The organism is Paenibacillus sp. N119s (assembly GCF_059447605.1).
Genome location: NZ_JCAJRU010000191.1, coordinates 1 through 10,139, shown reverse-complemented (window position 1 = coordinate 10,139; position 10,139 = coordinate 1). Strand labels below are relative to the sequence as shown.

Annotated in this window: 9 protein-coding genes; all 9 read right to left on the bottom strand. The window is 47.4% G+C overall.

The window, feature by feature from the left end; translation table 11 throughout:
• Positions 1 to 1,408, bottom strand: a 1,408-nt coding sequence (locus AC5V8P_RS19100) for a phage baseplate assembly protein V (protein WP_495473780.1), incomplete at its 3' end; no start/stop codon positions are given.
• The gene (locus AC5V8P_RS19095) at positions 1,405 to 2,004 is read right to left on the bottom strand and encodes a hypothetical protein (RefSeq protein ID WP_064796818.1); all 600 of its coding nucleotides are present in this window, start codon (positions 2,002 to 2,004) and stop codon (positions 1,405 to 1,407) included. The genes AC5V8P_RS19100 and AC5V8P_RS19095, both read right to left, overlap by 4 nt.
• A 25-nt stretch (positions 2,005 to 2,029) precedes the next feature.
• The gene (locus tag AC5V8P_RS19090; RefSeq protein WP_064796819.1) at positions 2,030 to 2,806 is read right to left on the bottom strand and encodes a hypothetical protein; all 777 of its coding nucleotides are present in this window, start codon (positions 2,804 to 2,806) and stop codon (positions 2,030 to 2,032) included.
• Positions 2,807 to 2,828: 22 nt separating this feature from the next.
• Complete coding sequence (locus tag AC5V8P_RS19085) at positions 2,829 to 2,981, bottom strand: hypothetical protein (protein WP_196771856.1); 153 nt, start codon at positions 2,979 to 2,981, stop codon at positions 2,829 to 2,831.
• A gap of 58 nt (positions 2,982 to 3,039) precedes the next feature.
• Positions 3,040 to 3,552, bottom strand: coding sequence for an RDD family protein (locus AC5V8P_RS19080; protein WP_064796873.1), 513 nt, complete (start codon positions 3,550 to 3,552; stop codon positions 3,040 to 3,042).
• Between the two features lie 60 nt (positions 3,553 to 3,612).
• Complete coding sequence (locus tag AC5V8P_RS19075; RefSeq protein ID WP_064796820.1) at positions 3,613 to 6,264, bottom strand: Hsp70 family protein; 2,652 nt, start codon at positions 6,262 to 6,264, stop codon at positions 3,613 to 3,615.
• 31 nt (positions 6,265 to 6,295) lie between these two features.
• On the bottom strand, positions 6,296 to 6,985 hold the full coding sequence (locus tag AC5V8P_RS19070) for an iron-dependent peroxidase (RefSeq protein WP_081276806.1): 690 nt from the start codon (positions 6,983 to 6,985) through the stop codon (positions 6,296 to 6,298).
• Entirely contained in the window at positions 6,982 to 8,301 is a 1,320-nt protein-coding gene (locus AC5V8P_RS19065; protein ID WP_064796821.1) for a hypothetical protein, read from the bottom strand. Before AC5V8P_RS19065 ends, AC5V8P_RS19070 begins: the two co-directional genes overlap by 4 nt.
• Positions 8,302 to 8,349: 48 nt before the next feature.
• The coding region (locus AC5V8P_RS19060) for a PP2C family protein-serine/threonine phosphatase (RefSeq protein ID WP_495473779.1) at positions 8,350 to 10,139 on the bottom strand (1,790 nt) is incomplete at its 5' end.

Below are 10,139 nucleotides of genomic sequence, written 5' to 3'. Positions count from 1 at the left end.
CAATGTTCACCTTACCCCCGGTTAATCTCACATCGTCCATGATGTCGAGTTTGGCTCCAGATTGAATGAAACTTACGCCCTCTTTTCCCTCCATAATAATTTTTGTTCCACCTGTAATTTGGATATCTTCCTGGGCAGACAGGGTTATTTTTTTGTTACTGTTAATCTCGATCCCGCCTTCATCCGTCAGGCGCATGAGCATTTGTCCACTGTTGATAATTTCGACTGCACCTGGTTTGAAAACGACTTGTTTGCCGTATTTGGTGCTAATGCTTTTGACTGCAGGATCACTTCTTTTAACAGGATCAGAAGAGGCAAGATCGACAGAACTAGCAGCAAAAGCATGCTGTTCGCGTTCATCCGGAAAGTACAGACGAATTTGATCCCCTACTTCCGGCATAACATACCAACCGCTTCCATCAGGAGATGAATAGACAGTAGAATAGGGAAACCACATAGCCCCAGATGCAGTTGAGCCTTGGTCAATTTCCAGCTTGATTTTCACTTTTTCTTTGGAAATATCAATCACCTTGCCAAACAGAGAGGCTCCTGACAAATCATAGGCATAAACGGTTGGGCATTTTAACCCATGTGCATCCCGTAAAATGTAACGATTCACGATCAAATTTCCTTCGGTGACCGTCTCCGCCCTAGCTATGTAAAGCGTTCTTTTATGAAAAATAACGGAACTGCCCAGCTCTAGAATTTTGTTGCTGGTCACTTCATAGCTCAAACTGTTAGACTCGCCATATTCCGGCAGTCCGTTACGAGACATGAGCTTATGCTCTTTCAAGTCTTTTTTTATGGAATAATTATGTTCGTTCAGCGGTTGAGGGGAACTAGAATGAGGGACACCAATCACATATTTTAATCCTTGTTGCATCGTAATTGGAATTAAGGCAGCATGCAGCCGAGAAGCAATTCGTTTGATAAAGGCCCAGTCGGTTTCATTGTATTGCACCAATAATTCACCGATCGCTGCGCCACGAGAAGCCTCATCTATCACTTCTGCATTAGTATATGAACTTGTAACATACGAAAATAGATTGTTATAGGATTCCGCTGTTTTTTGGAACGAACGACGTTTAGGGCGAATGTCCATCATTAAGGTTTCACTGCTAGCCTCAATCGTAAGCTCGCGTACTCCGTTTACAGCTTTTACAGCAATATTCGTCACGATTCCCTGGAAAAACCGAATCTCCTTACCTTCACTTTTTAAGAAGATTTCGATGTGTTCATCTTCATCTGCTTTCTCTACGTATCGATCCAGCTTGTCCTCCGAAACAATGCCACGTATGCAGAAGCTTACATGTTCGTTTAACTGTTTAATAAGATGAATACTTAATACACGCTGAAACTGATAAGGGGTCACCTGAACATCTGCTGTAGTGTAAATGGGGTTACTCATTCATTTCCCTCCTTTTCTGCCTCGTCAACCGTTTGAATGGTACGAATCATTTGCAGGGCAACATCTCGCCATTCAGCATACTGCTTATACGGACAACAAAATGTTCCCATGACCGTCTGTCCTTCCAGCTCAAAGTAGAACATATTGTGGTATATGGGTTGGTCCAGTGCGGGACTTTTAAAGTCAAAGTAGCCAATTTGCTTCCCATGAATCTCTTCCACATTTTCTTCATAAAACACATGGGCTGGATTCATATTTTTCATCATTGCCTTCATTCCTGAAGTGAGTTGTTTCACCCATTCATCTTGTAATGTCTGATCCACCCGATTGAGCGTAACATCCACACTTCCCAAATCATTTGTCAAAATTATTTCTGGACGTTGCTCATGAGGATATTTAATCTTTTGTAAATGCTTGGGCATAGGAGTAAAGTTAGAGGGGACATGCATTTTTAGCCGGTCGCTAAAGAAAGATCGCTCTTCAAACCTATAGGATTGACCGTCAATGATTAGGGGACCTGCTAAAATATCGTTAGGCCTCTTCAGCTTCTCCATCTCGTGGAGCAGATCCAAAATTTTCTCATCCTCATATTTCATAACGCACACTCCTCTACCTAATTTTCTAATCCACAATCATCCGTCCGGCTCCGCCGTCCTGCCAACGGCCTGCTGCTCGTTTTCCACGTCCGGCGCCTTCTAAAATTAGAACTAACTGTCTATGCAACTGAGCATGAGAATACTCTCTGTATTCCGTAGCGTTTCGGTTTGCAATATAATGCTGAATGGATTCCCTGCCTACAACTTCCGAGTTCAGGCACATCAACGCAAACATACAATCCATCGGATCTGTTGCACCACTTTTAAGTAGCTCGGATGCGAAATAGCGCATCGTTTCCGGTCGCAATGTACTCTGCTTCAGGCCTGCAAAGGGGGCATGGATATCACTCCATGTATTGAATTCTGTAGCCATGTCGGCAAAATCCTGATACTTCGAGCGAAGCACGGCACCGTCTTTAAGTTTGAATCGGCCGAGCTCCAATTCATCCAGACTGAATTCTGCCTCTTCCTCCAGCACAATATCTGCATGATGAGCGACGAAATCCGGACGATCTGTTGGCTCTAAAAAGTGCAGCTTCAACACCGACAGCCTTCCCGTGGCTGCATACGGCACTTCGTACTCCTGCTCCAGCAGGTACAGTTTATCGTTGTGCTTCACAATGCCTCTGTCTACGGTCAGCGTGTGCTCCCCGACAGTTACGTTCATTCCTGTAATGATGCCATCCGAATAATCCTGATACCGGATATCCAGAAAACTACGGGGGTAGTCCCGCAGGTTTTCCAGCATCTCGGTTTTGAGAATACGGCCTTTTTCAAACTTCGGAACGATATGCGTTAACATGGTGCTCCCCTTCTTTCTTTCTCTATTCTTCTTTATTCAGGGGAACAGATAGCCGGTTCACACCGGGCGCGGGAGGCGGTACCATAACTCCGTCATCTGTGGGCTCAGCTTTATTTCTTCCAAGTAATGCAGTAAATCGGCGAAGATTCTTTTCTAATAATTTGCGTATATCCATCGTGCTCCCCCTGATTGAAAACTACAGTTCATCGTAATCTTTGAATCTGTTGATATCCTTACATCCCGGCTCCGCGTTGCTCCTGCTCGCGAAGTATATAATTCAGCTCGCGTTTATCCAAAACATAGGTGCGGGCGATCAGATCGTGAAGGGCCTGTTTTCTCGCCGTAAAGCCTGCCATGATAAAGCCGACGAACAAAATGATGAACGATATAAGCTTACTCCAGTAGCGCGCGCTTGCCCGTGCAAAGCTAAGCTTGTGGTTAAACTCATCTACTACAACGATGCCGAGAGCTAGCTTGCCCACTGTGGCTTGGCATTTGGACGATTCCATGAGCGCATAATACAGCCATATAACTCCCCAGTTCAGCAATGTCCGTCCTACTGTTTTCATTGTCAAAATAGAAGTCGCTCTGTCTGACAGCAAAGATGTTTCTGCGGGAGACGGTATCCAATCTCCCAAGGCCCGAATCACAATCCAGATCAAGCCAATGATGAAAAATACAAATCCTAAAAGAATGCTATCAATGATATAAGCTAAAGTTCGTTTCCAAAAACCTTCGTACAGCACCTTATCCCCTCCAAGCGTTGTGTATATTTCTGATTCGGCATTTTGCAAAATCTTAATTTCCTACTTAGTACCATCAAAGAAATCCAGCTCGGAGAGATCATTTTCAAAGGCAAAAAAGCGTTTGGGACCCAGATACAGCAATTCATCACGGCGGGTAATCGGCACTACATAAAAACCCCAACGGCTATCCCCGACAAAAACAAAATATTTCGTCTCCTCATTGCGAATGGAGTCCGTATCATCCTGTAGGATATCCTGCCCGTACAGCCCAGCAATTTCCTCATACGGCATGGGTTCAAAAGCATCTGGCCGACTGCGGTACACATGACGCTGACGCAACTTGCCGCCGTTGGCCGTTAGAAAGAATTCCACTTCGGCTGCTTGAGACGGCCGGGAAATCGAACCGCGTACCCGATTGCTTTCCAAACTCGCAATCAGCTCCTTCTCCCGTCCCGTATGTGTCCATGCGCTGACTGTATACGGAATAGCTGGAATATGATTGGTAATGACAGGCTCAATCGTCCCCATTTTTTTCGCGTTCAGATAGCGGATAGCCCCGCGCAGACAGGCCATTTTCAACTCAGGTACCCGGCTCAGGTCTTCTGCCTTTTGTCGGAACTCAATACTGCGCCCTGGCACAAATTCCTTGAGTGCTTCGCGGAACACGTCTATCCGGCAGGACTGTCCGGTCAGTTTGATAATCGAATAATCCTGCAAGCGTCCCTCCAAATAAAAGTCATCCAAAAACTTGCCCACAATATTATAGATATCTGCCTTAAGAAGCTGCTGTATTTCCCGAATGTTAAACACCACGTCAGGCAAGCCATATTCATCACGGAACCGTCCGTTCTCGATGACTGAAACCAGCCAACGATCCATGACTGCAATGTTCAGGTCGCTTTCAGCGGATAATACCTGCTCGGATTCGAAGCGGCTGCGCAAGATCCCTGTACGTAGAAAAAATTCCTTTTTCATATTTTCTGCTGCACTCCACAACAGATGAAAATTGCTCAGCACCCGCTGATATTCATCCCGTGTAGCATGCTCATACCGTTTGAACGCGGTAGGCAAAATCGCCTCTGCCTCACGGTATCGTTCCTCCAGCCCTGCATAGACAGCATCTACACCAAACTCATCCACATGACGGTACAAATCTCCCGAAGGAATGCCGATCAGGGCATCAATATCGGTGTCAGGCAAACGCGTCTCCGCAGCATAATACCCTGCAAATACAATTTTCATAAACTGCATAATCCGATACGTCAGATTGTTGCCGCCAAAATTGGTGTCCCCATTTTCATACGTTGTGTGAATATCCAGCTTGTAGGCAATCCGTCCATCTTCAATCCGGAAGCGACAGGAAGACAAATCTGTAGTCCCTCCACCACAGTCAATGACAAGTGCCTGATACTCCTGACCGTCCGCGAAAGTCCCTCGTTCCATCTGGTCTGCCAGCGTGTTGTACAGTACGGCCAGCCCTTCGTCCAGCGCATCCTCCGCTTCAATCCGGTAATCAGGCAAAATATCGCTAAACATTTCAATAAATTGGGGCTGCAGCTTGACCGGAGCAGAAAAGTGAAGGTTGCGAAATCGACACTTAAACTGCTGCTCCGCAGTAGCAATCACATAACGGATAAACGCCGCCAAAATATCACTGCGGGAAGCGGTTGCTGTATTCCCCTCAGAATCCATTAACTCTTCGATTCGCTTATAGTCATTGACCCAACGCTTGATCCCGCGCAATACCGTGGCACGGCTGCCTGCCACATCGCTTCCACGTAGTGCCTCTTCCCCAAAACCATAAACGATATGCTCAGGATTGGAGCAGTCCGCGACGCGAATGGCGGTCGGCAACACTTCGATCCATTCGCCTTCCGTACCCTCCGGTCCGGGGAAGGATACATAATTAATGGCGTTCAACCTTACCGTGCTGCTCAAGCCTGTATCAGGAGCCGTAACGTAGGAACTGTCCAAATAAGCACCTGCCGTGGTGTTCGAGGTACCAAAATCAATCGCCAGTACCGCATCGGTTGTTTCCGTGCCCCGAATAATCAGTTCGGCCACCGGAATGCGGTGACCTTGAAGCTTCAGCGGCAGCATCGGCTTATCTCCATAGTAGAGGTTATAAAAGTATTCTGATTCCTGTCTTCGTAGAAACAGCAGGCTATAACTATGATTGGATGTCTCCCGCAGTTCAGCATCGCGATGACGAGAAAGATAATATACGCCTGCTCGCCCCTCATCCTTCACCAAATTCAAAACACCGCACAGTTCTCCTGTCGCATTCACCAGCAGCACATTAGAAGAGCTCAGCCACGGCAAATCGGACTCGATCCGGTAGTTGTCCATGCGACCTGTGCGCACTCCCTGATACAGGGTGATTTTGGCGGGAACCCGGATACCGCTGCTTTCCTGCCGGCGGTCATTCCAGTTGCGCTGTAGTGCCGATTCCATGCGTTCAAAACCGCCAGGATTTGGCCTTGTGATGAGTAGATGCTCCTCTGCGCTCCGAAATCGCAAAATCACGCGAATTAATTCTTCACGTGCCAGACGATTCGCAAAGCCCTCGACCAGTCGCTCCTTATCACATATCCCGCGCAACTGAAAGGTCGTCATTTGCTCCAATTCCGCCCGCGTGTATTTCGTCATACTGCGAGCGCTTTTTCGATCGGTGAGCGGGTCTAGCAACCTGTATGTATAGGGTCCGTTCATCGTTCACATGTCCTTTCTTAGCCATTCAGCCTTAATAGAGGGCGATAGCGTCTATTTTCATCGTAGGATCTTCCTCCAAAATGCCAAAATGGCTTGTCCAATACAATTCCGTCGTAAATCGTGCCGGAAGAAACAAATCCAGAATCAAATCGACTTTAATTCGCGACAGCTTCGTCTCCTCCTGACCGATATATATGAGCAGTTCGTCTTTTTCCTCACAGTTGGTGTAAATGATCGAGCGATGGAAAACGCGGCGCATCGTTTGTTTTAGCAGATGCACGGCCTCCCCTGTTTCATAGAGGCGCAGCAGTCCTTCCGCAATCGCATCCCGATCCTCACGGTTTAATTGCCCAAAGCCTTCCTTTACCTTCGGACCAAAGATACCGTCCGCAATATCACGCTGAACAAACCTTATATGATACTCTCGTCGATTCATCCCTTGATATAAATCGATTTCCGCCAAAAAATGAATCATGATATCAAATAGCGATTCTCTCAGTTCCAGACATTCTGCTGCATCCGGTGGAAATAAATCCCGAAAAATAGAATAAAAGCGGTAGTATGGATTAATCTCTACTACCTGCTCCAAATGGGACGTATTCAACTCTGCCAAACTAAGCTCCATATACGGGGAATAGCTGACAGCGGGTACAAAGCGGAATTTATCTACATCCAGTCCCTGTTCCCTCGCCCGCATGAGCAAATCCCAGACGTAATTCACACCCATTCTCCTTCACACTTGTACTCGGGAAAATACATTTGCACTTCCGACACTAGAAAGCTCATTAAATCGGATAACATGTAAGCAGGTGCGAGGGACAAAACATCCTCCGTGCCACGTCTAAACCCCAAACGCATGATCTGCTTGCCATCTTCTGTGCGTACATTATCGCTGACAAATGGATTAAGCGGGTAGGTCTGGGTTTGGGTTACAAGGTTGCTTATATCATTTCTTCCTGCGCCTCCCCAGATGTTCACACATTCCAGTTCAAGCCCTTGTGCCGCTTCAAACGAATTGACGATGCGCGTGATCTCTGCTTTGGCACGGACAATCACGGCCTGTTTCCCTGCATAGCGGCCCAAAAAGCTGTCCTGCCGCCGATTGGACAATACCGGGTAAGTCTGACGACTAAGTTTTGTGGTCATTGGTTTCGTAACCTTCAGCACATTCCATTCGCCAGATTTATCACGTGGCGTAACAATCGTCATTTCTTCTTCTGTCCGCTTGATATAGCGAATATCACTTTCAGTCCCGTCAACCAGGTAGCCATGCTCTGGTCCTGTTTTACGCAATGGCAGCACATGCTCATAGTTCACACGATCCATAGCGGGTATAGGAAAACCGCTGTTCTTTAGAGCCAGCCTTTCAATGTTCCACAGCGGAAAAACATCGGCTTTCTTAAAATTGTCGAATTCCTCCAACGAAATTGTAATTTCATGAATTTCCTCATGGGCGGCCAGCTCGCCGTCTCCACCAATCAATACACAGTCCACAAATTTATAAGCGTATGGGTGATTAATCGTTTTCCACGGCATGCCATTTTGCATAAACGTATGATATAACTGCTCAATCTCCAAAATATAAGAGCGGTTATGCTCCAGACGAAAACGAATCGGATAGTGTCCGGTTTCCGTGTCCAGCATTCCTGAGAAAATTCGTTTGCTGCGTACCAGTGCCGAGATTCGTTCGGTCTCCATCTCAAGAAAAAGCGTAAAGAGCGGCATCTCCCCGCCCTCGCGAACCACTTCTGCCACCTGACTGATGTCTACCTGTTTTTCTTCTGCATCAGAAGGCAGCACAGGATATAAAAATTCATGAATCGGGTCATAGTCCTCACGTGAAGTCAATGACACATACACATCAAACTTTTCTTCCGTATTCTCAATTTCCTCAAATACCCGCCGTTCTAGCTGGCGGGTCATTTCTTCCTGATATTCAACGAGGTTCATAAATACCCCGGCCATCATGTTTTTCAGCAAACGTCTCTGCTCTAAATCGTCCATCTTGCTCAAACGGTCCTGTACCAGCTCTTTCACGACGTCTCACTCCTTTCCGGCTCCAGCATTCATTGAACATTAAAAACTTTATTTTCCGTCAGCCGCAGGCCGATCCTGACTTGGTGGATCAGATTCCCCGGCTGCTTTAGCAGCGGAATCAGCAGTTCCTTGCTCTTTGCTGGTGTCCGCCTTGGTCGAAGCGGCGTTGCCATTTCCCGTACCACTGCCCTTTGCAGCCGGAGAAGCTTCCTTTTTAGCGGGCGTCGTACCCGCTGAAGCTGTCGGCGCAGCCTTCGTTTGCGATGCTGTGGCCGGGGTTGCCGCAGCGGAAGATGGAGCTACATTCGCCGCGCCCCCTGCGTCCATTTCATTCATCGCTCCGTCAGACAATCCCAATCCAGCAGGAAGCTGACCATTTTTCTGCTGCTCTGCGCTCTGCTTTTCCTCCGCTTTGGCTATGCTCCGCTCCATTGCCAGAACGCTTTCGAGCTTATCAATCTCCTGATAAATCTCCTGGGCCCCGCTATAGGCATCAATGGCTCCTTCATAATCGAGATCCTTCATCATCCGATCCCCTTTGGCCTGAAGCTTGCCAGCTTGAATCTCCTTGAGCTGCTGCTGGATGGATGTTAATTTGTCGTTGGTCTCGGTTATTTTCTTTTCCAGCTCTTTTTGTGCGGACTTATAACCGGATTCCATCGCTGCCTTGTTTGCTTTTTTGTACAGCTTAAGCGCATTGGTATAATCGCCACCCTGGAATTTTAAATCTCCGTCCTTCATCCAGCTCGCCGTCTCAGCATAGCTGTCCAGTTGGTCGATTTTATGCTCAATGTCCTTCACATTAAACGGTGGATATAGCCCGGCACTTTTCCGTGCTTTCTCGTAGCTGGCTTCAGCTTTGGTAAAGTCCGCCTTTTCCACATAGCCGTCTCCATCAACCATCAATTGAGATACTTTCTGCTCAGCTGTATACAGTCGCTTGTGAATTTTATCGTTAATCTTAATCGCCGCATTTTTCGCTTCACTGTAGGATTTGAGCGCTTTCGCATAATCCCCCGTCCTTGCGTAATCATCTGCAGTCTGGGATGACTCGATCATCGCTTCCAGCGCAGCCGCCTTATTCGCAGCCATACGTGCCAGTGTAATCCATGCTCCCGTGCCCATCACAATAAAAACAAGCAATGCAATCAGAATCCGTTTGATCAGCTTGCGGCGATTTTTAGGCTTTTCCTGAAACACTTTATTGACATAAATAGCGGCAGCTGTGTAATTATTCACCGTTCGGCGCTGCTTGCTCAGCAGAACCTCTTCCAATGTATCCGTCAGCATGACCGGGTCCTTCGCTTCCTCCAGCGCACCCAGCATTTCCGCCAGCTCAACGTCCTCCCACATCCCGGATGTTGCGAGCAGCAGGACATCGCCCTCTGCAAGCTGTGTCTTTTTGGCATAATGGGCATGAACCCCATTCGGATTTCCCAGGTATTCCAGCAGATTGCCTCGTTCCTCATGTGTACTGGTCGCTTCGTCTGGAATACGTCCATCATCTGCCAGTGATTGAGCCAGGCTATGGTCCTTACTGCGAAAGTTAAGTCTTCCATTGCGAAAATGATATAGCCGCACATTACCGCACGAAACGTACACCATTTTGTTGTAGTTGGTTACGACCATCAGCAAACTGGCCTTGAGCCGAACGCGACGACTTTCAAATTGCAACCATTCCTGCGCTTCACGCAGATCTCTCATCAAGCGCCGTTTGGACATGGTGGGCTTCTCCATGAAGTTTTCCAGCACTGTTTTGACAGCCATTTCTGCGCTGCGCAGCTCTTGATCCGAATCCAGACCGTCTGCGAGGACATAACAGGCCATGTCGTCCGTCT

Coding starts and splice junctions, on each gene's coding strand:
- AC5V8P_RS19090 (WP_064796819.1), bottom strand. CDS start 2,806: ATGTTAACGCATATCGTTCCGAAGTTTGAAAAAGGCCGTATTCTCAAA.
- AC5V8P_RS19075 (WP_064796820.1), bottom strand. CDS start 6,264: ATGAACGGACCCTATACATACAGGTTGCTAGACCCGCTCACCGATCGA.
- AC5V8P_RS19095 (WP_064796818.1), bottom strand. CDS start 2,004: ATGAAATATGAGGATGAGAAAATTTTGGATCTGCTCCACGAGATGGAG.
- AC5V8P_RS19085 (WP_196771856.1), bottom strand. CDS start 2,981: ATGGATATACGCAAATTATTAGAAAAGAATCTTCGCCGATTTACTGCA.